The 22,071-nt window shown below is 53.0% G+C and carries 21 protein-coding genes and 1 tRNA gene; 12 read left to right on the forward strand and 10 right to left on the reverse strand.

The window, feature by feature from the left end; genetic code table 11:
- Positions 1–447: 447 nt before the first annotated feature.
- Both LRS40_RS22240 and LRS40_RS22245 read left to right on the forward strand, forming a co-directional pair.
- On the forward strand, positions 448–1,887 hold the full coding sequence (locus LRS40_RS22240) for an MFS transporter (RefSeq protein WP_185902419.1): 1,440 nt from the start codon (positions 448–450) through the stop codon (positions 1,885–1,887).
- 63 nt (positions 1,888–1,950) lie between these two features.
- Positions 1,951–3,630: a glycoside hydrolase family 43 protein gene (locus LRS40_RS22245; protein WP_231312713.1), complete on the forward strand. Its 1,680-nt coding sequence runs from the start codon at positions 1,951–1,953 to the stop codon at positions 3,628–3,630.
- Positions 3,631–4,049: 419 nt separating this feature from the next.
- On the opposite strand, the gene LRS40_RS22250 is transcribed toward LRS40_RS22245, so the two are convergent.
- From LRS40_RS22250 to LRS40_RS22265, 4 genes are all read right to left on the reverse strand, one after another.
- Positions 4,050–4,747 (reverse strand): IS1 family transposase gene (locus tag LRS40_RS22250; RefSeq protein ID WP_231312714.1). Its coding sequence is split into 2 segments (ribosomal slippage): positions 4,050–4,498 and positions 4,498–4,747, totalling 699 coding nucleotides; the frame shifts between segments, so codons are not numbered across the junction.
- Between the two features lie 244 nt (positions 4,748–4,991).
- The gene (locus LRS40_RS22255; RefSeq protein WP_231312715.1) at positions 4,992–5,567 is read right to left on the reverse strand and encodes a hypothetical protein; all 576 of its coding nucleotides are present in this window, start codon (positions 5,565–5,567) and stop codon (positions 4,992–4,994) included.
- Between the two features lie 358 nt (positions 5,568–5,925).
- A tRNA-Ser gene (locus tag LRS40_RS22260) sits at positions 5,926–6,013 on the reverse strand.
- Positions 6,014–6,158: 145 nt separating this feature from the next.
- The gene (locus LRS40_RS22265; protein ID WP_231312716.1) at positions 6,159–7,787 is read right to left on the reverse strand and encodes an ABC transporter substrate-binding protein; all 1,629 of its coding nucleotides are present in this window, start codon (positions 7,785–7,787) and stop codon (positions 6,159–6,161) included.
- Positions 7,788–8,054: 267 nt separating this feature from the next.
- On the opposite strand from LRS40_RS22265, the gene yccA reads away from it, so the two are divergent.
- On the forward strand, positions 8,055–8,714 hold the full coding sequence (gene yccA, locus LRS40_RS22270; protein WP_032617416.1) for an FtsH protease modulator YccA: 660 nt from the start codon (positions 8,055–8,057) through the stop codon (positions 8,712–8,714).
- 86 nt (positions 8,715–8,800) lie between these two features.
- Complete coding sequence (tusE, locus tag LRS40_RS22275; protein WP_103823605.1) at positions 8,801–9,130, forward strand: sulfurtransferase TusE; 330 nt, start codon at positions 8,801–8,803, stop codon at positions 9,128–9,130.
- Here the strand turns inward: tusE and yccX are convergent.
- The 3 genes from yccX to LRS40_RS22290 all read right to left on the reverse strand — a co-directional run bounded on the left by yccX (position 9,127) and on the right by LRS40_RS22290 (position 10,827).
- Complete coding sequence (gene yccX / locus LRS40_RS22280) at positions 9,127–9,408, reverse strand: acylphosphatase (RefSeq protein ID WP_142488965.1); 282 nt, start codon at positions 9,406–9,408, stop codon at positions 9,127–9,129. The two genes, tusE and yccX, sit on opposite strands and share 4 nt — an antisense overlap.
- 62 nt (positions 9,409–9,470) lie before the next feature.
- Positions 9,471–10,259, reverse strand: a complete 789-nt coding sequence (locus LRS40_RS22285) for a helix-turn-helix transcriptional regulator (RefSeq protein ID WP_231312717.1) — start codon at positions 10,257–10,259, stop codon at positions 9,471–9,473.
- Between the two features lie 10 nt (positions 10,260–10,269).
- Positions 10,270–10,827, reverse strand: a complete 558-nt coding sequence (locus tag LRS40_RS22290; RefSeq protein WP_142488964.1) for a kinase inhibitor — start codon at positions 10,825–10,827, stop codon at positions 10,270–10,272.
- 175 nt (positions 10,828–11,002) lie between these two features.
- Between LRS40_RS22290 and rlmI the strand changes: the two genes are divergently transcribed.
- Entirely contained in the window at positions 11,003–12,193 is a 1,191-nt protein-coding gene (gene rlmI / locus LRS40_RS22295; RefSeq protein ID WP_142488963.1) for a 23S rRNA (cytosine(1962)-C(5))-methyltransferase RlmI, read from the forward strand.
- Between the two features lie 60 nt (positions 12,194–12,253).
- On the forward strand, positions 12,254–12,571 hold the full coding sequence (gene hspQ, locus LRS40_RS22300; protein ID WP_032617412.1) for a heat shock protein HspQ: 318 nt from the start codon (positions 12,254–12,256) through the stop codon (positions 12,569–12,571).
- Between the two features lie 38 nt (positions 12,572–12,609).
- Here hspQ and LRS40_RS22305 read toward each other — a convergent pair whose 3' ends face one another.
- Positions 12,610–13,023: a CoA-binding protein gene (locus LRS40_RS22305; RefSeq protein ID WP_106992629.1), complete on the reverse strand. Its 414-nt coding sequence runs from the start codon at positions 13,021–13,023 to the stop codon at positions 12,610–12,612.
- Between the two features lie 171 nt (positions 13,024–13,194).
- Between LRS40_RS22305 and LRS40_RS22310 the strand changes: the two genes are divergently transcribed.
- Entirely contained in the window at positions 13,195–13,857 is a 663-nt protein-coding gene (locus tag LRS40_RS22310; protein WP_142488962.1) for a DUF2057 family protein, read from the forward strand.
- 79 nt (positions 13,858–13,936) lie between these two features.
- Positions 13,937–14,395 (forward strand): methylglyoxal synthase, encoded by a 459-nt coding sequence (mgsA, locus tag LRS40_RS22315; protein WP_142488961.1) that lies wholly within the window; start codon positions 13,937–13,939, stop codon positions 14,393–14,395.
- Between the two features lie 114 nt (positions 14,396–14,509).
- Here the strand turns inward: mgsA and helD are convergent, their stop codons facing one another.
- Positions 14,510–16,564: a DNA helicase IV gene (gene helD, locus LRS40_RS22320; protein ID WP_231312718.1), complete on the reverse strand. Its 2,055-nt coding sequence runs from the start codon at positions 16,562–16,564 to the stop codon at positions 14,510–14,512.
- Between the two features lie 123 nt (positions 16,565–16,687).
- Between helD and LRS40_RS22325 the strand changes: the two genes are divergently transcribed.
- Both LRS40_RS22325 and yccS read left to right on the forward strand, forming a co-directional pair.
- Positions 16,688–17,134, forward strand: coding sequence for a YccF domain-containing protein (locus LRS40_RS22325; protein ID WP_142488959.1), 447 nt, complete (start codon positions 16,688–16,690; stop codon positions 17,132–17,134).
- 18 nt (positions 17,135–17,152) lie between these two features.
- Positions 17,153–19,288 (forward strand): YccS family putative transporter, encoded by a 2,136-nt coding sequence (gene yccS, locus LRS40_RS22330; RefSeq protein ID WP_156263358.1) that lies wholly within the window; start codon positions 17,153–17,155, stop codon positions 19,286–19,288.
- Here yccS and LRS40_RS22335 read toward each other — a convergent pair.
- Positions 19,273–19,899 carry a TfoX/Sxy family DNA transformation protein gene (locus tag LRS40_RS22335; protein WP_142488957.1) on the reverse strand — a complete coding sequence of 209 codons (627 nt, stop codon included), beginning with the start codon at positions 19,897–19,899 and terminating at the stop codon, positions 19,273–19,275. The genes yccS and LRS40_RS22335 overlap by 16 nt on opposite strands.
- Positions 19,900–20,116: 217 nt before the next feature.
- On the opposite strand from LRS40_RS22335, the gene sulA reads away from it, so the two are divergent.
- Together sulA and ompA are read left to right on the forward strand one after the other, a co-directional pair.
- A complete protein-coding gene (gene sulA / locus LRS40_RS22340; protein ID WP_142488956.1) occupies positions 20,117–20,626 on the forward strand; it encodes an SOS-induced cell division inhibitor SulA in 510 nt (169 codons plus the stop codon).
- A gap of 353 nt (positions 20,627–20,979) precedes the next feature.
- On the forward strand, positions 20,980–22,035 hold the full coding sequence (gene ompA / locus LRS40_RS22345) for a porin OmpA (protein WP_231312719.1): 1,056 nt from the start codon (positions 20,980–20,982) through the stop codon (positions 22,033–22,035).
- The last annotated feature ends 36 nt before the right edge of the window (positions 22,036–22,071 follow it).

Here is a 22,071-nt window from a genome sequence, read left to right on the forward strand (position 1 = left end):
AATATGTCGCTATCATCAGAAAAGGTTGATTTTTATTTTTTAGGGTCCAGAGGTTCACACTATTATCGTAAGGTTATCTCCTTCACAGAATTATTCATGTTGAATTCAAAAAATGCGGGCGCTCACAGGAAGCGGCCAATAATCGGCTGAGACATACCCTCTATTTTTCTGGCCGATTGCTCAATTACGTTATTTCACTATCAGAGTAAGATAATGCTCAAACGTGAACCGCGTCGCAAAAATAACCTTATATTTCCACCACATTGACAACCCGGCGGCTGAACTATTTAGCGAGTCTATATAAACCAGCACTCGACGATCACAGAAGTAAAAAAACATAATTACTTAATTTAAAAACGTAATGGATTCTCCCGGACCACCTGTGTCAGAAAGAGCTTAACATTCATAAAACAAATCGGAGATCGGATTAGAATGAGTAAAAACATAATGCAAAGCCGGCATGATGAATATCATAAATTATCTCGTGGGGAACGGATTGGTTACGGGATGGGTGACTTTGCGCAAAACCTTGTGTTTGGGACGATAGGGGGTTTTCTGGCACTTCACATGTTGACCGTAAATACAATCGGTACAGCAACGGCGGGATTCATATTTCTTTTTGTGCGCATCATCAACGTTTTTTGGGATCCGATGGTAGGCACCTATGTTGACAAAAGAAGTTCAGCGGCTGGCAAGTATCGCCCCTGGATTTTAAGGGCCGGCGTTCCGCTCGTTATTCTTTCCGCTTTACTTTTTGCGCCCATTCCGGGCGTCAAAGGTTCCGTTCCCTTTGCGTTTATCGTTTATCTGGCACTGGATCTCGTTTATTCCGTAGTGAACATACCTTATGGTTCCCTGAATGCTTCTTTAACAAGAGATCCTGAATCGATTGATAAACTGACCAGTACGCGAATGATGTTGGCTAACAGTGCCAATCTGCTGGTCTATACCCTCTTCCCTATGTTTGTCCAGATGGCCTCGCCAAAGGATCGGAGCCTTAAGGATACGGGGTTCTTTGGCCTTGAGCTCAATATGGGGAACTATACCGATCCATCAGCGAACTACGCCTGGTTTGGCGTTTACTCGATTTATATGGTAATCGGAGCGGTTGCACTTTTCATTTGCTATAAATTCACTAAAGAACGTGTGGTTGCCTCTGCCGAGCAAACGGCCAACGTAAAAACGACAGATTTATTCCTTGAACTCAAAAATAACCGCCCTCTGGTTATTCTCGGACTCTTTTTCATGCTGGCCTTTACGTTCATGTTCTTCATGAACACGGTAAATGGCTTTTTCAATCAGTATGTTGTAGGCCATTCCGAATGGATGGGCGCCGTTGGCCTTGTCGCCTCAATTCCGGGCATCCTGTTCCCGATTTTTTGGCCCAAACTGAAGAAAATCTTCGGTAAAAAAGGGTTCTTCCACATTTTCCTGGGCATGTTTATTGTAGGGGAATTATTAACTTACGTTTGGTCACGTGAGGGTATGCATGATGCGCTCTGGCTGGCTTACATCGCTACATTCATTAAACAGTGGGGCTTAACGTCGGCTACCGGATTCATGTGGGCACTTGTTCCTGAAGTCATTGCTTATGGTGAATTAAAATCAGGCAAGCGAAATGCTGCCATCATCAACGCCATTATGGGTCTCTTTTTCAAAATTGGTTTTACTATCGGCGGAGCGATTCCACTGTGGTTACTGGCTGTTTATGGCTTTAACGAAACAGGGGCACAGCAGAGCGCCAATGCTATTGACGGAATAATCATCACTGCGGTCTGGATCCCAATCGTGTTAGCGTTTATCTCGATGATCGTCATTCACATTTATCCTATCTCAGATAAACATGTCACGGATATTAACCGTCAGCTTGATGAGATCCGCGTTTAGTTTTATTTTCATTAAAAAGTCTTAGAACGATATAAGTCAGTAAAATTTAAAAGGTAGAATGTTATGTCACTTATTCAGAACCCTGTACTCCCTGGTTTTAACCCAGACCCAAGCATTATCCGTGTAGAAGATACCTACTATATCGCAAACTCAACGTTTGAGTGGTTCCCTGGCGTTCGCTTGCATGAATCAAAAGACCTGCAAAACTGGACTCTTCTGCCCAGTCCTCTGTCCACAACAGCGCTTCTGGATATGAAAGGCAACCCCTCTTCTGGCGGGATTTGGGCTCCGGCGCTCTCATACGCCGATGGCAAATTCTGGTTGGTTTATACAGATGTGAAAATCACAGAAGGCGCTTTTAAGGACATGACAAATTATCTGACCACCGCAACAGATATACGTGGTCCGTGGACCGATCCCATCAAACTAAATGGCGTCGGCTTTGATGCGTCACTGTTCCATGATGAAGACGGGCGTAAATATTTGGTTCAACAAACCTGGGACCATCGCGAATACCATCATCCCTTTGATGGTATTACCTTAACGGAGCTGGATACCCGGACATTAAAATTAAAACCAGAGACCGCGCGGACTATTTATCGCGGCACTGCCGTTGCACTGGTAGAGGGGCCACATCTCTACAAGCTGAACGGGTACTACTATCTTTTCGCCGCTCAGGGGGGAACCGTGTTTACCCACCAGGAGGTTGTTGCGCGTTCCAAAACGTTAGATGCCAACAGTTTTGAAACAGAGCCCGGCGAAGTCTTCTTAACTAACGTCGATACGCCAGACAGCTATATCCAGAAGCAGGGGCATGGGGCGTTGGTGTCCACCCCCAGCGGTGAGTGGTATTATGCCTCGCTCTGCGCACGTCCGTGGAATCGTGCAGGTGAGTCAGCCTACGATCCTCGTGGTTGGTCAACCCTTGGCCGGGAAACGTCTATTCAGAAAGTGTACTGGGATGAAGATGGCTGGCCACGTATTGCGGGAGGCCATGGTGGAAAAACCTTTGTCGAGGGGCCGGCCGATGCCATTTATACCGAAAGCGCAAAAGACCATAGCCAGCACGATGATTTTAAAACGGCGACACTCGATATTAACTGGAATACGCTTCGTGTCCCCTTTACAGAAAAAATGGGTACCACGGGCGATGGAAGGCTGACGTTAACGGGACAGGGTTCTTTAGCGAATACCCATAACCTTTCGCTGATTGCCCGACGCTGGCAAGCCTTTTATTTTGATGCTCAGGTTAAAGTCAAATTTAATCCATTTAATTACCAACAAATGGCCGGATTGACGAATTATTATAATGACCGCCACTGGAGTTTCGTTTTCATTACCTGGAATGAAATCAACGGCTCTGTCATCGAAATAGGTGAGAATAACCGTGGAAAATATACCTCTTATTTGAAAGATAACGCCATCAAGATCCCGGAGGGGACAGAATACGTCTGGTTCCGCACGAAAGTTCGGAAGGAAACTTATACGTATGAATACAGCTTCGATGGCGTCACTTTCACAGAGATCCCTGTTAAATTAGATGCCGCTATTCTTTCTGATGATTATGTCCTGCAAAGCTACGGCGGCTTCTTTACCGGAGCGTTCGTTGGCCTGGCGGCAGTCGACTACTCTGGTTACGATGCCAGCGCAGAGTTTTATAACTTTGTTTATCAGGAGCTTGGCGACAGGCTAACTGCAGATAACGCCTGGAGCTGGGACGCGAGCGAATCACGTTTTGATTAAATAATAAAACGCCTGCGTTATTGCAACGATAACGCAGGTTCTAAGGGGCTACCTGATACCGTGACGCCGCGCGTGTAATAGCAAACGGCTTTATGCGGCACCCGGGTAGATGAAGCAATGCTGGCCCTGGCAAACCTCTCCTGCACAAATAATTGCCAGAATATCTCTTCCGCTTGGCATAAGCATCATGATTATTAGTAGGTTTATCATAAATCATTCGGTGCTTAGTTGCTGAAGAGATTAGCATGTAGTATTTTGAAATTTTCACAGTAACGCTGATTTTTCAGGAAGTTATTAAGTTTCATAATAAATATACGATTAAATGAGCTTCGCGGCAGAATATAAATAGATCACTTACGGCGATTTATTTCCCCAGGGAAATAAAGCATGACTAAGAAGGAGCAGGTAATGACTCCAACTTACTGATAGTGTTTTATGTTCAGATAATGCCCGATGACCTTGTCATGCAGCTCCACCGATTTTGAGAACGACAGTGACTTCCGTCCCAGCCTTGCCAGATGTTGTCTCAGATTCAGGTTATGCCGCTCAATTCGCTGAGTGTAACGCTTGCTGATTACGTGCAGCTTTCCCTTCAGGCGGGATTCATACAGCGGCCAGCCATCCGTCATCCATACCACGACCTCAAAGGCCGACAGCAGGCTCAGAAGACGCTCCAGTGTGGCCAGAGTGCGTTCACCGAAGACGTGCGCCACAACCGTCCTCCGTATCCTGTCATACGCGTAAAACAGCCAGCGCTGACGTGATTTAGCACCGACGTAGCCCCACTGTTCGTCCATTTCAGCGCAGACAATCACATCACTGCCCGGCTGTATGCGCGAGGTTACCGACTGCGGCCTGAGTTTTTTAAGTGACGTAAAATCGTGTTGAGGACAACGCCCATAATGCGGGCGGTTGCCCGGCATCCAACACCATTCATGGCCATATCAATGATTTTCTGGTGTGTACCGGGCTGAGAGGCGGTGTAAGTGAACTGTAGCTGCCATGTTTTACGGCAGTGAGAGCAGAGATAGCGCTGATGTCCGGCAGTACTTTTACCGTTACGCACCACGCCTTCAGTAGCTGAGCAGGAGGGACAACTGATGGAGATGGAAGCCACGGGAGCACCTCAAAAACACCATCGTACACTAAATCAGTAAGTTGGCACCATTACCAGCGATCAGATGGATCCGAGTAAAGCCACTGTCTATTCGCGTTTAATTATACAGAAAGACTGAGTGCGTTCGGTTGCTGTATATTCTTTATAAACTCCGCACTACGACAGAACAGAGATTCCCGGCAGACATACCGGGAATCAGATAAAACTGCCAATTTCATAAATGAACAACTGGACAGGATATTAATCAAAGATAGGGGAACATTTTAAAAGCCGACCATAAGTTATCATTGAGCGCAACAAGCCCAACGGAAATATAGGCCAGTATCGCGAGAAACCCTGTCAGGTATAAAATGGGTTTTTTAATTTTTCGCCTGAATTTATAAATGACGACTGTAGTGATCGCCATCACAATGGCCTGCCATATCAGATTTGTACCCGGATCGTAGGGATTAACCACACTCCCTATCATCATGGGTACAGTAAGAATAGAGTATGCACCCTTGAGTACAAACCATACGATCCCGCCAGGAACTGCGAGAATACCGCCCTGATAAACTAACATACCCGCAGAATTGAGCCCGGGAATGAGAATTAAACCAAAAACAATCGCCCAGGCCAGGCAAGCGACTATAAGATACCCAATAGCCTGACCTATAACCTGATCACCCTCATGATGCGACGAATTAAGAGCAGAGTTAGCAAGTTCTGATTGATATTTTTCCTTCGCGTCTGCAATTCGAGCCTGTGATTCAGTATCGTACTGTAAATGAGGTCTGGCATTTGTTACATAATTCCCATCACCATCTTGTCTTACACCCATAACAAATCCTCTTTATTATTAATTAGCTTTGATGCGTAGTTAACAACTTATTTTCTTATGAGAATTTACTCACCCATATCTTCAGGTGAATATTGTAACTAAGTAGAAAAGAAAATGAAGACAGCAGAGAAATTATATTTTCATTGCAATATGAAGTACTTCATTCCTGATTGCTATTTCTATTCATTTAGCATTCCTGTCCTTCCGGCTGGTGACCGCAACACTGGCCACTGCCTGTGATGACCGGTGGGCCCTGCTCAGTGAGCTGGTTAAACTCATTGTTTAAACGGTATCAGCTTTTAATAAAAAGCAGTAACAAAAAAGCCCTGCGATATTGCTATTGCAGGGCTTTCAAATTTGGCGGAAGCGTAGAGATTCGAACTCTAGAACCCTTTCGGGTCGCCGGTTTTCAAGACCGGTGCCTTCAACCGCTCGGCCACGCTTCCTAAGTGAGGCGAACTATAAACACCTCCGGGCACCCTGTAAAGCGCACCCGCGATCGTTCGCCTGAAAAATAGTCAAAATGCGTTTAATCGGTTGAATAGACGACACTCTGACCATTTTATCAGCACAACATCTCACCGCCGATACTCAGTGCTTTTTGATGTACATGTCTTTGGTGTAATAGTACCCCAGCTTATCCGGCGTAAAGCCCCCTACCCACGGCTTCACCAGGTGGGTGCGAACATAGTGATAAACCGGGATCGCCGGCACGTCCCGCGCCAGCAGATCTTCAGCCTGCTGGTAGAAGGTGCCGCGCTCGGCGGTGGTCTTCGCTTTTGCGGCGTTGTCCAGCGCCTCGTCATAGGCCGGATTGCTGTACTGGCTGGTATTTTGACTGTCGCCGGTACGGAAGTTATTCAGGAAGGTGGCCGCATCGTCGTAATCGGCGATCCAGGCATAGCGCACCGCATCAAAGTTGTGGGTGTGCATGGTGTCCAGCATCGTTTTCCATTCCTGGTTTTGCAGCTTCGCCTCCACGCCGAGGTTTTTCTTCCACATCGAGCTGGCAGCGATGGCAATCCGCTGGTGCGACTCCGAGGTGTTATACAGCAGATTAAAGCTCAGCGGATGGCTGTCGTTATAGCCCGCCTCGTTCAGCAGTTTTTTCGCTTCGGCAATGCGTTTTTCCAGCGGCCAGCTGGCGTAGTCCGGATTGTGCAGTTTGACGCCGCCGATATCCGGCTGGCTGATGACCCACGCCGGACGCTGCCCCTGCCCTAACACCTTCCCGGCGATAATGTCTTTATCCAACGCCAGGTTCAGCGCCTGACGCACGCGCGGGTCGTTAAACGGCGGGCGGGTGGTGTTGAATTCGTAGTAATAAGTCGCCAGTTGCGGGGAGACATCCAGCTCGCTGCCCAGCGTTTTTTGCAGCTGGGAAAACTGGTTGATTGGCACGGTATAGACAATATCAATTTCGTCCGCCTTGTAGCGGTTGACGTCGGCGGCTTCGGAGGCGATCGGCAGGTACGTCACCTTGTTGATCACCGTATGGGCGTTGTCCCAGTAGCGCGGGTTACGCTCGGCAACGATCCGCTCGTTGACCACCCACTGGCTGAGGGTATAGGCCCCGCTGCTGACAAAGTGCTCCGGCTTGGTCCACTTATCGCCATAGCGGCCAATCAGCACCTTATCGACCGGCACCAGCGACGGGTGCGCCAGCATGGCAAGGAAGGCGGCGTTAGGCTGGGTTAGCGTCACTTCAATGGTGGTGTCATTCAGGGCTTTTACTCCCAGGGTGTCGGGAGATTTCTTGCCCTCGGCGATATCGGTGGCGTTCAGCAGATGCATGCTGCCGGGGTAGCTGGCGTAGGGCGAAGCAGTTTTAGTATCCACCAGCCGTTGCCAGCTCCAGACCACGTCCTGAGCGGTGATGGCAGTGCCGTCACTCCAGGTGATGCCCGGGCGGAGATGGAACGTCCATACGGTGTTGTCTTTGTTCTCCCATTTTTCGGCCAGCCGCGGCTGGATCTCCCCGTCCGGCGAGACGCTGACCAGACCTTCGAACAAATCGCTGATAATATTGAATTCGACGTCGCTTTCGACTTTATGCGGATCGAGCGATGCCGGTTCATTGCCATTATTCCTGACCAGTTCCTGCTTCTCTGCCAGCTCAGTGCCTGCCGGTACGCTGGCGGCAAAGGCCGTTGCGCTTGCGCAAAGGATGCCTGCCGTCAGCAAAGAGAGTGTAAATGTCGCGCGTGATGATGGTTTCATGTCCTTCGCCTTATCGTTTCGTTTTGTCGACGCAAAATAACTCTTAGCGTTGCGGCTGGAATAAGGCAATATATTTCAGTGGCCTATAAGAGCTTGATCTGATTAATCCTGACAAACCGCGGTTCGTTCTGCATATGGTGCGTTGTGGAACATTTCATGCTGGCTCTTCCCCTAAGACGCTGAGTAAAGATGGGTAAAACCACTTTGTAACCGGCGCGTCGTTTCCTATTCTTGCCGTTAATTACATCTGTCATAAGAGAGTGACTCATGGATCGTATAATTAGTTCTTCACGCGACCGCACATCGCTACTCAGCACACACAAGGTGCTGCGCAATACCTACTTTATGCTCAGCCTGACGCTGGCCTTTTCTGCACTGACGGCAACCGCCAGCACCGTGCTGATGCTGCCGTCTCCGGGTCTGATTCTGACGCTGGTCGGCATGTACGGTCTGATGTTCCTGACCTACAAAACCGCTGACAAGCCGGTAGGTATTTTGTCCGCCTTCGCCTTCACCGGTTTCCTGGGCTATATCCTGGGGCCAATGCTTAACACCTACCTGTCTGCCGGGATGGGCGATCTGATCGGCCTGGCATTGGGTGGTACGGCGCTGGTGTTCTTCTGCTGTTCCGCTTATGTGCTGACCACCCGCAAAGACATGTCTTTCCTCGGCGGTATGCTGATGGCGGGCATCGTGGTGGTGCTGATTGGTATGGTGGCAAACATCTTCCTGCAGCTGCCGGCTCTGCACCTGGCCATCAGCGCAGTGTTCATCCTGATCTCCTCCGGGGCGATCCTGATGGAAACCAGCAACATCATTCATGGCGGCGAGACCAACTATATCCGCGCCACCGTGAGCCTGTATGTGTCGCTGTATAACATCTTTGTTAGCCTGCTGAGCATCCTGGGCTTCGCCAGCCGCGATTAACCCTCAGTGCTGTATAAAAATCCCCGCTTATGCGGGGCTTTCTTTTTTGGTAAACTGCCGCAGTTTTCGATAAACCTGTGATGATTATGCTGAACTTTGAAGGTAAAGAGATTGAGACCGATAGCGAAGGCTATCTGAAAGAGACCAGCCAGTGGAGCGAAGGGCTGGCGGCTATCATTGCCGAAAAAGAGTCTATCGCCCTGACGCCGGAGCACTGGGAAGTGGTGCGGTTCGTGCGTGACTTTTATCTGGAATTCAACACCTCCCCCGCCATCCGCATGCTGGTGAAAGCGATGGCCAATAAGTATGGCGAGGAGAAAGGCAACAGCCGCTATCTGTATCGACTGTTCCCGAAAGGCCCGGCAAAACAGGCGACCAAAATCGCCGGCCTGCCTAAGCCCGTGAAGTGCATTTAATAGCGAATACCGAAATTGACGTAGTCCCGGTCGGGTTGATGCGGTTCTGACAGGACCTTTTCAACCCGGGCGATGCGGGGCCCGCCCGCTTTAAGCCAGGCAAGCAGTTTGTCGACCTGTTCCGCTTCGCCGCAGGCCACCACCTCAACGCTGCCGTCATCCATATTGCGCGCGTATCCGGTCAACCCCAGATCTGTAGCTTCACGCTGCGTGCTGTAACGAAAGCCAACCCCCTGAACCGTGCCGTGAACCCACGCGATTGTGCAGACTTTTGCCATGATATTTCCCCTTATCCGTGCCTGGCCCTGAACCACAAGAATAGCAAATTATGGCCGGACGATTAGCGTAACGTTTTGGGTAAGCACCCGTAATGCTGGCGGAAACGGGCCGTAAAACGCGAGCTGGAAAGGTACCCACACTGCATGGCGATCTCACCGACGGGCAGCCGTGTCGACTGCAATTGAGACAGCGCAACCGCCATGCGCACCTCCTCCACGATCTGGCGAAAGCTGTGCGACTCTTCGCGTAACCGTCGGCGTAAGGTCGGCACGCTGACGGCCAGACGGCTGGCAACATCCTGCGCGGTCCATGCCCGGGCGGGAGACATCATGATGAACTGCCGTACCTGCTCGGTGAGATTGACGTTGCGTTCGATAAGCAGCGGCCCCGCCACCCCATCATGCAGCAGCGCCAGCAGCAGCCCGAAAGCCTGATGCTTTTGCAGTTCGTCGGAAAAATCATGCCGGACTGCATGCAACAGGTTGCCCCACATAAAGGCCAGCCCTTCGCTGAGCGGCGCACAGAGCGAGTCGGTTTTGCTGCGCGGCCAGGATTGCAGGTAATGGGCTTTAAACGCCGCGATAATATCCGGCGACAACAGCAGCAAATCAGAATGGAAAATGCCCTGCGCTGGCTGATTAACGATCTCCATCGGCGTATTCGCCGGGATAATGATCAGCTCATCGGGGGTGGCAACCAGACGGCTATCCTCATGAATAATCACCTTACTGCCGTGCGTGATATGGCAGATGGCAGGATAAAACAGCTTAACCTGATGCAGGCGATGCATTTTGCTGGCACTGACCTCAGCCGCGGTCAGATGTTTATGTTGAAAATGAAAATCCTGCACCGGGCCACCTCTATCTTGCGTATGTTGCGGTTAATTGCGCTTTCGCCAGCGCGTGGCTGTTGAGCATGAAACCGACCAGTGCGCCGCTGGCGCTTTTATCGATGGGCAGTTTATCCACATCCAGCGCCCAGACGGTTATCTGGTACGGGTGAGGCTTGTCTCCTTCCGGCGGGCACGCGCCGCCAAAGCCAGAGTAACCGAAATCATTACGTCCCTGCACAGCTCCTGCGGGTAATTTCTCGTTATTCTGGTTGCCGGCACCGGCAGGGAGCTCCTGCGTTTGTGCAGGAATGTTCACCACCGTCCAGTGCCACCAGCCGCTGCCGGTAGGCGCAGCGGGGTCATACACCGTGATGGCAAAACTTTTCGTACCCTGCGGCTGATTTTTCCATGTCAGCTGCGGCGATTCGTTGCCGCCATGACAACCAAAGCCGTCGAAGACCTGATTCTGGGTTAATCGCTGTTCGCCGGAAATATCCCGGCTGTTGATGCTGAAAGGTAATGCCGCTGAGACCGTAAAACTCATCCCCGCCAGAGTGGCTGCTGCGATTGCAATGTGCTTTTTCATTCGAGTTTCCTTTTGCTGAGCTGGAAACATCAATGTAAATCCCGCAGCAAAGGGGTAATGTGCCAGAGCGATTTTAAATTGTGCCGAAACGCTCAATAGTGTCCGCAGATGATTGCCCCTGACCATCTGTGCTACTCTACGCGCCATTTCCCTGGAATCGACAGAATAGTAAATTATGAGTGTACGTTTAGTGTTAGCCAAAGGGCGCGAGAAATCCTTGTTGCGCCGCCATCCCTGGGTCTTCTCCGGCGCGGTTGCGCGTATGGAAGGCAAAGCCAACCTCGGTGAAACCATCGATATTGTTGATCATCAGGGGAAATGGCTGGCGCGCGGCGCATACTCGCCAGCGTCTCAGATCCGCGCCCGCGTCTGGACCTTCGATAAAGATGAAACCATCGACATCGCTTTCTTCGTTCGCCGTCTGCAGCAGGCGCAGCAGTGGCGCGACTGGCTGGCAAAACGCGACGGGCTGGACAGCTATCGTCTGATCGCCGGTGAATCCGACGGTCTGCCGGGCGTGACCATCGACCGTTTCGGTAACTTCCTGGTGCTGCAGCTGTTAAGTGCGGGTGCTGAATATCAGCGCGCGGCGTTAATCAGCGCCCTGCAGGCGCAGTATCCTGAGTGCGCTATTTACGATCGCAGCGACGTTGCGGTGCGTAAAAAAGAGGGAATGGAGCTGACCCAGGGCCCGGTCACCGGTGAACTGCCGCCGGCCCTGCTGCCTATCGAAGAGCACGGCATGAAACTGCTGGTGGATATTCAGGGTGGCCATAAAACCGGTTACTACCTCGATCAGCGCGACAGCCGTCTGGCGACCCGTCAGTACGTTGCCGACAAACGCGTGCTGAACTGCTTCTCCTATACCGGTGGTTTTGCGGTTTCGGCCCTGATGGGCGGCTGCAGCCAGGTGGTGAGCGTCGACACGTCTCAGGAAGCGCTGGACGTGGCGAAACAGAACGTTGAGCTGAACAAGCTGGATCTGAGCAAAGCCGAATTTGTGCGCGATGATGTCTTTAAGCTGCTGCGCAAATATCGCGACCAGGGTGAGAAGTTTGACGTTATCGTGATGGATCCGCCGAAATTCGTCGAGAACAAAAACCAGCTGATGGGCGCCTGCCGTGGGTATAAAGACATCAATATGCTCGCGATCCAGCTGCTTAATCCGGGTGGCGTGCTGCTGACGTTCTCCTGTTCCGGCCTGATGACCACCGAATTGTTCCAGAAAATTATCGCGGATGCCGCTGTAGATGCTGGCCGTGATGTACAATTTATAGAGCAGTTCCGTCAGGCGGCCGATCATCCGGTGATCGCTACCTATCCGGAAGGGCTGTATCTGAAAGGATTTGCCTGTCGCATCATGTAACTTGAAAAGTGGAATGTTGCCCTCACCTATAGAGTAAGTAACGTTTCCCGGGAGGTGACTATGATTGCCAGCAAATTCGGTATCGGCCAGCAGGTCCGCCACTCCCTGTTAGGATACCTGGGCGTGGTCGTGGATATCGACCCGGAATATTCCCTCGACGAACCGTCAGCGGATGAGCTGGCGGTGAACGCAGAACTCCGCGCCGCCCCCTGGTACCACGTGGTGATGGAAGACGACGAAGGCCAGGCCGTGCATACCTATCTTGCCGAAGCCCAGCTCAGTGGCGAGCAGCAGGATGAACACCCTGAACAGCCTTCCATGGATGAACTGGCGCAAACGATCCGCAGACAGTTACAGGCCCCGCGCCTGCGCAACTAACCAGAAACCCGGTAGCCAAAGGCTGACCGGGTTTTTTATTACTTCGCCATCCCCAGTCGAGGGATCTCAATTGCCGGGCAGCGGTCCATCACCACGTTCATGCCCGCGTCACGCGCCAGCACTGCCGCCTGTTCGTTAATTACCCCAAGCTGTAACCACAGGGTTTTCGCCCCGACGGCAATGGCTTCCTGCGCGACGCCCCAGGCAGCTTCAGAATTACGGAACACATCCACCATATCGATTTTTTCCGGTACCTCTGCCAGGGTGCCGTACCCCTGCTGGCCTAACAATGTTTTGCCTGCCACTTTTGGCGATACCGGGATCACGTGATAGCCCTGATCGAGCAGATATTTCATCACCCGATAGCTCGGGCGATCGGGTTTGTCACTTGCTCCCACCAGCGCAATAGTTCGGGTGGTGGAAAGGATCTCAGCAATATCGTTCTGTTTCATGAACTTCCTCCTGGCGTGTTCAACATCAATATCCATGCAGTGAGAGCAACCTGTCATCCCATACGTCTGCATGAGGGCAAATTGCCGGCTTATGTCTATATGTTAGTAAATATGATTGAAGAAAAATTTTGATACATTATTCATGACGCGCGTCTTTTAAGAGGGGTTTTTATGAAAACCGGCATTGCCTGGAGTCTGTTTGCGCTGCTCATGCCGGTTTGCGTTTTTGCCACAACGCTGCGGCTCTCTACGGACATCGACCTGCTGGTGCTGGACGGAAAAAAAGTCTCCAGTTCCCTGCTGCGCGGTGCGGACAGCATCGAGCTGGATAACGGCCCGCATCAGATTGTGTTTCGGGTAGAGAAGACCATTCGCCTCGGCAATCATGAAGAGCGGGTCTATATCTCCCCTCCTCTGGTCGCCAGCTTTAACACTCAGCGCATCAGTCAGGTTAATTTTAGCCTTCCCCGACTGGAAACAGAAAAAGAGTCACAACTTTTTGATCATTCACCGCATATTGAATTACTGGATGGCGATGCGACCCCGATCCCGGTGAAGCTGGATATTCTGGCGATCACCGATACGCCGACCGGCGTTAACTATGAGTACGATACCGAGCGTTATAACAAAGCCGGTCAGAGCGCCTCGCTACCGCAGTTCTCCACCACCATGGCCGATGACAGCACTCTGTTATCCGGCGTCTCCGAGCTGGATATGCCGCCCCCGCAGTCGCAGAATCTGACAGAGCAGCGGCTAAAATACTGGTTTGCCCAGGCCGATCCCGAGACCCGCCGCCGTTTTCTGCAATGGGCGAAGCAACAACCCTCGTCCTGAGCCGCATTTTTTATCCCTTTCCCTTGCAGCATCAGGTGCTTCCAGTAATCTGTAACCAGTTAACTAACGGATAGAGATTATGGAACTCACAACCCGCACACTGCCGGACCGCAAACATATCGCGCTGGTGGCACACGATCACTGCAAACAGATGCTGCTCAACTGGGTACAGCGTCACAAATCCCTGCTGGAAAAACACCGCCTATCAGCCACCGGGACCACCGGTAACCTGATTCATCGAGAAACCGGGCTGGAGGTTAATGCCATGCTGAGCGGCCCCATGGGCGGCGATCAGCAGGTGGGTGCACAGATTTCGGAAGGAAAAATTGATGTGCTGATCTTCTTCTGGGATCCCCTGAATGCCGTACCGCACGATCCGGACGTCAAAGCGCTGCTGCGTCTGGCAACGGTGTGGAATATTCCCGTCGCCACCAACCTGTCAACGGCGGACTTTATCATTGCCTCTCCGCAGTTCAACGACCAGGTGGAGATTTTGATCCCGGATTATCAGCGCTATCTGGCTGAACGCCTGAAGTAAGTGCCCGCCCTGCCGGGTGGCGGCTTCGCCTTACCCGGCCTACGAAAAGCCCAAAACCGTCGACCCGCACACCCGTAGGCCCGTGCAAGCGCAGCGCCGCCGGGCAACACACCGCTACGGTTTTCGCGCCACCGGTACATCTATCTCCTTCAAAATGTCCACAAAGCGTGAAGGCTGCTCTTTGTTAAACAGCAGCCAGACGCGGTGACGCGCGCGGGTGATCGCCACATACAGTAATCGCCGCTCTTCCGCATCGGGGAACTCTTCCATCGCCGGCAGCAGAACCTGCTCCATTACCGATTCACGCGCAGGTGCCGGGAAGCCATCGCTCCCTTCCTGCAACCCCACCACAATGACGTAATCCGCCTGCTGCCCCTTACTGGCGTGAATAGTCATAAAATCGAGCTGCAATTTCGGCCAGCGGGTCGCGGCTTTCTCCAGGCTGGCAGGTTTAAGGTGGTGATAGCGCGCCAGCACCAGAATGCGCTCCTCCGGCCTGGCGTAACCGCTCAGTTTATCCAGCAGGGCATCGAGCTGATCTTCAGCCAGCAGCGTGACCGCTTTTTTGTCCCCGGCCGACAGGCTGCTCAGCGGTTTTGCCAGCTGATGCGGGTTCTGCTGGATAAACCGGGTGGCGATCTCACCGATCCGGTTATTAAAGCGGTAGGTGGTATCCAGATCGCAACGATCGCCCTCGCCAAAGTAGTGGTGGAACGCCGTGGTCAACGACAGCTGCGCGCCGCTAAAGCGGTAGATCGCCTGCCAGTCATCCCCTACGGCAAACAGGGTGGTGTGCTTATTCTGCGCCCGTAGCGCCGCCAGCAGCGCCGCGCGCTGGGGGGAGATATCCTGAAACTCATCCACCAGGATGTGCTTCCACGGGCTGATAAAGCGCCCCTTCTCGAGAATAATGATGGCCTGATGGATCAACCCGGAAAAATCGACGGCATTTTCTTCCTTAAGGGCGGTTTTCCACGCTTTTAACAGCGGAGCCATCAGCTTCACCCGCTTCGAAAACAGGGTCCGGATCGCCTCGGGCGCGCCGGCAATCATCTCGGCCTGCGCGCCGCCGTGCATTCGCATCAGGCTCACCCAGCGATCGAGCCGCGGAGCCAGCCGACGCGCCAGCTTTTCGTTTTGCCAGAAACTGCCTTCCGGCACGCTCCAGCCAAGCTCCTCTTCCAGCCACTGACGCCACCCTTTGGCCTGCGCTTTTTTCTCGCTGCACTGCTGTTGCCAGGCCTCGATAAAAATCTGTTGCCGCGCCACGGTGTCGTTCTCCAGCTTGCTGACGACCGGCACCTTTTTGCTCCCCTGCTGGATGATGTGCAGGGCCAGGGAGTGGAAAGTTCTGGCGGTAATGTCGCGGGTATGCAACCGGGCCTCGATCCGCTCATCCATCTCCTGGGCCGCCTTGCGGCCGAATGCCAGGAGTAAGATTTGCTCGGAAGCCGCTTCATTGCGGGTCAGCAGCCAGCCCGCCCGCGCCACCAGCACCGAGGTTTTGCCGCTGCCGGCCCCCGCCAGCACCAGTAGCGACTGCTCGCCGTTAACCACTGCCCGGGCCTGGGCCGGGTTGAGAGGAGATGACTCAATATCGGCAAAAAAGTCGGCATACTGGCTGAGCATGGCGGTGGTCCACGCCTGGTTGTGCGCCAGCCGGCTCCGGTCAATATCGTCCAGCCAGGCCCGGCACTGACGCCAGGCGTCCCGGCAGTTATCAAACTCTTCCAGCCGCGAGACCGACAGGGGGAGCGCCTGTAATGCCTGCGTAATTTTTTGCTGCAGGCCCAGCGTTTTTTCCCGCGTCAGCCAGCTGTTTTGCTCATTGCTGGTGGAAATGTCATTCAGCGCGTTTTGCAGTACCTGCGCCGCCACCTCGCTCATTTCAGCACTCCATTGCTGCCAGAGCGTATTCAGATGGTGGTGAAAACGCTGGGTTTCCGCCCACTCCGTTCCGTGCAGCCGCACCACTTTCTCTTCGGGCAGGACAAACTCCAGCTCGCCCCAGACCAGGCCGCGCTTACAATGAATGGCCAGCAGCTGATTGAAGGGAATGAGGTATTCGTGGCGTTCGCCAGAGACTTTCACCCCGGCATTGAGCAGAACGACTTTGTCGTACGGATGTTGTGCCAGGCGTTTGCCTAACGAAGTTGCTTTCAGTTCCATGTCCAGCCCGATCCACGACGTGAGAAATTGCCTGATAGTTTAACTGCCAGTTTTCAGGTGCTCCAGCGCAAAAAAACGTTACAATCAGCAGGGCTTCAACATTATGGAAAGAATTGAGGTTTTATGCGTACCGTTCTGAATATTTTGAATTTTGTCCTGGGTGGTTTTGCCACCACGCTCGCCTGGCTGCTGGCAACGCTGGTCAGCGTGGTGCTGATCTTCACCCTGCCGCTGACGCGCTCCTGCTGGGAGATCACCAAACTGTCACTGGTTCCGTACGGTAACGAAGCCGTTCACGTGGACGAGCTGGAGCCTGACAGCAAAAGCGCGCTGATGAACACCGGCGGAACGCTGCTCAATATCTTGTGGCTGATCTTTTTCGGCTGGTGGCTGTGCGTGATGCACATTGCGGCGGGGATCGCCCAGTGCCTGACGCTTATCGGTATCCCGGTCGGGATCGCCAATTTTAAAATTGCCGCCATTGCCTTGTGGCCTGTCGGACGCCGGGTCGTCCCGGTGGAAGTTGCCCGTGCCGCGCGGGAAGCCAACGCCCGCCGTCGTTTTCCGTAACAAGGATCCCGTGCGCACATGCTAAGCCCGCTGATTCGCCGCTACACTCTCAACAGCGCCTGGCTGTACAACGCCAGGATCTTTATTGCCCTGTGTGGCAGCACCGCCCTGCCCTGGTGGCTGGGCGACGTGAAGCTGACCATTCCGCTGACGCTGGGCGTCGTCGCCGGGGCGCTGGCCGATCTGGATGACCGTCTCGCCGGTCGGCTGCGCAATCTGGTTATTACGCTGATCTGCTTTTTTATCGCCTCGGCGTCGGTGGAGCTGCTCTTCCCCTGGCCGTGGCTTTTCGCCATCGGGCTGATGCTCTCCACCAGCGTCTTTATCCTGCTGGGCGGGCTGGGCCAACGCTATGCCACTATCGCCTTTGGCGCGCTGCTGATTGCTATCTATACCATGCTGGGGGTATCGCTTTACGACCAGTGGTATCAACAGCCGGTGCTCCTGCTCCTGGGAGCGGTCTGGTATAACCTGCTTACTCTCTCCGGGCACCTGATCTTCCCCATTCGCCCGTTGCAGGACAATCTGGCCCGCAGCTATGAGCAGCTGGCGCACTATCTGGAACTCAAGTCCCGGCTCTTTGACCCGGACATTGAAGGTGACGGTCAGGCGCCGCTGTACGATCTGGCCCTGGCTAACGGCCAGCTGGTGACCACGCTGAACCAGACCAAAGCCTCGTTGCTTACCCGTTTACGCGGCGATCGTGGTCAGCGCGGCACCCGCCGCACCCTGCATTACTATTTTGTCGCACAGGATATTCACGAACGCGCCAGTTCCTCGCATATCCAGTACGCCGATCTGCGCGAGAAGTTTCGCTACAGCGACGTGATGTTTCGCTTCCAGCGCCTGCTCTCCATGCAGTCTCAGGCCTGTCATCAGCTGTCGCAATCCATCCTGCTGCGCACCCCTTATCAGCACGATCCGCGTTTTGAGCGGGCCTTCACGCACCTGGATGCGGCGCTCGATCGCGTCCAGGCCAGCGGGACCTCAGCCGAACAGATGAAAGCCCTGGGTTTCCTGCTGAACAACCTGCGCGCCATTGATGCCCAGCTCGCCACCATCGAATCCGAGCAGGCGCTGGCAATGCCCGGTAATGATGTTGAAAACCAGTTAGCCGACGATAGTCTGCACGGTTTTAGCGATATGTGGCTGCGCTTAAGCCGCAACTTTTCGCCGGAATCGGCGCTGTTTCGCCATGCGGTGAGGATGTCGGTGGTGCTCTGTATTGGCTACGCCTTTATACAGATAACCGGCCTTAACCATGGCTACTGGATTTTGCTGACCAGCCTGTTTGTTTGCCAGCCCAACTATAATGCCACCCGCCACCGGCTGGCGCTGCGTATTCTCGGTACGCTGGTGGGGGTCGCTATCGGACTGCCTATCCTTTACTTCGTCCCCTCACTGGAAGGCCAGCTGATCTTAATTGTGATCACCGGGGTGCTGTTTTTTGCGTTTCGCAATGTGCAGTACGCGCACGCCACCATGTTTATTACCCTGCTGGTGCTGCTCTGTTTCAACCTGCTTGGGGAAGGCTTTGAAGTAGCACTGCCGCGCATCATTGATACCCTGATCGGCTGCGCCATTGCCTGGGCTGCGGTGAGCTTTATCTGGCCGGACTGGCGGTTCCGTAATCTGCCGCGGGTACTGGATCAGGCGATGAATGCCAACTGCCGGTATCTGGACGCCATTCTCGAGCAGTATCACCAGGGCCGCGATAACCGCCTGGCGTATCGCATAGCCCGACGTGACGCCTATAATCGCGATGCAGAACTGGCTTCGGTGGTCTCGAATATGTCCACCGAACCGCGGGCGACAGCGGAAACGCGGGAAGTCGCGTTCCGTCTGTTGTGCCTGAATCATACCTTTACCAGCTACATTTCGGCGCTGGGCGCGCATCGCGAGCGGCTGACCAGTCCAGCCATCCTGGCCCTGCTTGATGACGCCGTTTGCTACGTGGATGATGCGCTTCATCAACGTCCGGCGGATGAACCTCGTGTTCAGCAGGCCCTGACCGAACTGGCGCAACGCATTTCGCATATTGAACCGGGTGCCGAGAGCAAAGCGCCGCTGGTGCTGCAGCAAATCGGTCTGCTTATCGCGTTGCTACCAGAAATATGTCGTTTACAGCAGCACGTTAATCAACTGCCGGAGTGAGTGCTGTTATCCACCGGCAGCCTTTTGTACCACTCCACCAGCTCCCGGCGCCTTGTCTCCGGGAGCGCAGCTTCATGCAATCCGACGATCGCCCCTTCCAGTGCGAACAGCACTTTGTAGCTCAGGTGCCTGTTAAGCTCTCTGATCTTCAGCCAGCACTGCTCGGCCCCGAGGGCGCGTAACGCCTCTTCGTTGGCGATGCCCGCCTCGTTCAGCAGGATCTCAAGCTGAAAGGTGAGATTGGGTAAATCTTTCAACCTGTCGCGCTTGTACCGTTCCCGGCGTTCCCGCCGCGCGGCCTCAAGCGCAAATGAGGAGAGCTGCAGGAGCTTATCCCGATCCTGCCAGAGCGCCTCATCGACGCGATAATAATTTAACAATACTGCGCGCCCCCGCTTCACCAGCGTTAAGTATGAGGAGGCATTTTTGACGCAATACTGGGCGCTCTCTTCGCAGGCGCGCAGGTATAGCTCCCCGTCTGACACCATCGCAAAGACCGCGTCATCCACCGCCAGTGTGTATCCACCAAACAGGGCACGATGCTCAACATCACCGAGAGGAGAAAGATATTTTGTTGATTGATAGATCCGTTCGTAAGATAACTTTTTCATGATATTTCCCTTGTAAATCATGGAGTAAAATTAAAGTTGTTTGTTAACGGATCCGTTAGCCAAAAAATAGGTAACTTACGATCGAACGGCAAGATGATTTTTCAATCCGCCTGAATAACAAACCAAATTTGCGAGGCGCTTTCAGAAAATGAGGTTGATCTTTAGACGCACAGGGGTTACTGTATATCCATACAGTAACTACAGGGCTGGATTGATTATGTACTCTTCAGGCTATGCAAACCGTTCAACAACTTTCTCTTCTTCCGCTGGCAAAAGTGCACGGAGTTCCGCTGCGTATATGTCCACCGGGTTGATTAGTGAAGTGCTTTACCGTGAAGACCAGCCCATGATGACGCAGCTGTTATTGCTGCCCCTGTTACAGCAGCTGGGTCAACAGTCTCGCTGGCAGCTGTGGCTAACGCCGCAACAGAAGTTGAGCCGGGAATGGGTGCAGTCCGCAGGCTTACCGCTGACTAAAGTGATGCAGGTTAGCCAGATGGATCCCTGCCATACTGTAGAATCGATGGTGAGAGCACTGCGTACCGGGAATTACAGCGTGGTGATTGGCTGGTTTACGGAAGAATTAACCGAAACGGAGCAACATCGTCTGGCTGAAGCGGCCGAAGAAGGTAATGCACTCGGCTTTATTATGCGTCCCGTTCGGATGAATGCTCTGGGCAACGGACACCTTTCTGGGCTAAAAATTCACTCGAATTTGTATCACTAAGTAAAAATAAGAGTTTTCCTGGAATTTATTTTGCAGGCTCTGTACGCCATTGGTTCCCTTTCTAAAAGCCGCGACAAGTCTTGTCTGCCGCGGCTTCCTCCAGTTTAGCACGCCCAAATCTTCGCCATAAATGTTAAATATTGTGTATACAAAACTTTTTTTTCATATGCCTGACGGAGTTCACACTTGTAAGTTTTCAGGTACGTTGTAGACTTTACATCGCCAGGGGTGCTCGGCCTAAACCGAAGATATCGGTAGCTTTACTCTTTGTCCCCGCCCCCCGGTGAAGGATTTAACCGTGACTCTCATTGAGATTCTCATGGCGATTTTTGGATGATAACGAGGCGCAAAAAATGAAAAAGACAGCTATCGCGATTGCAGTGGCACTGGCAGGTTTCGCTACCGTAGCGCAGGCCGCTCCAAAAGATAATACCTGGTACGCTGGTGGTAAACTGGGCTGGTCTCAGTTCCACGACACCGGCTGGTATAACGACGGTCTGAACAACGACGGTCCAACTCACGAAAGCCAGCTGGGCGCAGGCGCGTTCGGTGGTTATCAGGTTAACCCGTACGTTGGTTTCGAAATGGGTTACGACTGGCTGGGCCGTATGCCTTACAAAGGCGACAACACTAACGGCGCATTCAAAGCTCAGGGCGTTCAGCTGACTGCTAAACTGGGTTACCCAGTAAATGACGCTGTAGACATCTACACCCGTCTGGGCGGCATGGTATGGCGTGCAGACTCCAGCAACAGCATCGCTGGCGACGACCATGACACTGGCGTATCTCCAGTATTCGCAGGTGGCGTTGAGTGGGCTATGACCCGTGACGTTGCTACCCGTCTGGAATACCAGTGGGTTAACAACATCGGCGACGGCAACACCGTTGGTGTTCGTCCAGACAACGGCATGCTGAGCGTAGGTGTTTCCTACCGTTTCGGCCAGCAGGAAGAAGCAGCGCCAATCGTTGCTCCAGCTCCAGCACCAGCTCCAGAAGTACAGACCAAGCACTTCACTCTGAAGTCTGACGTTCTGTTCAACTTCAACAAAGCAACCCTGAAACCAGAAGGTCAGCAGGCACTGGATCAGCTGTACACCCAGCTGAGCAACCTGGATCCTAAAGACGGTTCCGTTGTGGTTCTGGGCTTCACCGACCGTATCGGTTCTGACGCTTACAACCAGGGTCTGTCCGAGAAACGTGCTCAGTCCGTTGTTGATTACCTGATCTCTAAAGGTATCCCGGCTAACAAGATCTCCCCACGTGGTATGGGCGAATCTAACCCAGTTACCGGTTCTACCTGTGACAACGTGAAACCTCGCGCTGCACTGATCGACTGCCTGGCACCAGATCGTCGCGTAGAGATCGAAGTTAAAGGCATCAAAGACGTTGTAACTCAGCCAGCGGCATAAGTTATCGTCTTATAAAAAAACCCCGCCATGTTGCGG

Origin of the sequence: Leclercia sp. G3L, assembly GCF_021117075.1 — a bacterium.
Taxonomy (GTDB): Bacteria; Pseudomonadota; Gammaproteobacteria; order Enterobacterales; family Enterobacteriaceae; genus Enterobacter; species Enterobacter adecarboxylatus_C.